This window comes from Streptomyces sp. AC627_RSS907, from assembly GCF_019049165.1.
In genome coordinates this window covers 1-572 of the sequence record NZ_JAGMUE010000629.1, presented here as the reverse complement: position 1 = coordinate 572, position 572 = coordinate 1, and the positions used below count along the sequence as shown (strand labels likewise).

At 74.8% G+C, this 572-nt stretch carries 1 protein-coding gene; it reads left to right on the top strand.

Features of this window, described 5'->3' with window-relative positions:
* Positions 1–572, top strand: a 572-nt coding sequence (locus KUM32_RS37495) for a DegT/DnrJ/EryC1/StrS aminotransferase family protein (RefSeq protein WP_217146312.1), incomplete at both ends; no start/stop codon positions are given.

Here is a 572-nt window from a genome sequence, read left to right as displayed (position 1 = left end):
GTGCCGGTCTTCGCCGACGTCGACCCGCTGACGATGGTCATCGACGTGGCCGACGTCGCGCGCCGGCTCACCGCCCGCACCCGGGCGGTCGTGCCGGCGCACACCTTCACCACCATGGCCGACATGCCCGAGGTGACGCGGCTGGCCGCGGCCCACGGGCTGACCGTCATCGAGGACGCGGCCATCGCGCAGGACGCGACGCTGGCCGGGCGCGCCGCGGGCACCTGGGGCCAGCTCGGCCTGTACTCGTTCTTTCCGGCCAAGCCGTTCGGGATGCCGGGCGAGGGCGCCGCCGTCCTGAGCGACGACCCGGAACTCGCCCGCACCGTGCGCGCGCTGCGCGACCACGGCCCAGGGGGCGAGCGCCGCTCCGTACACCACGAGATCGGCCCGCACAGCGGCTTCGACGAGATACAGGCCGGCTTCCAACTCGCCCGGCTGGCGACCCAGGACGCGCGCATCGCGCGCCGGGCGCGGATCAGCGCGTACTACAGCCAGCGGTTCGCGCCGTTGCGTGCGCACGGGCTGAGCGCGCCGGCTCCGGACGCCGAGCAGTGCCACTACGTCTACGC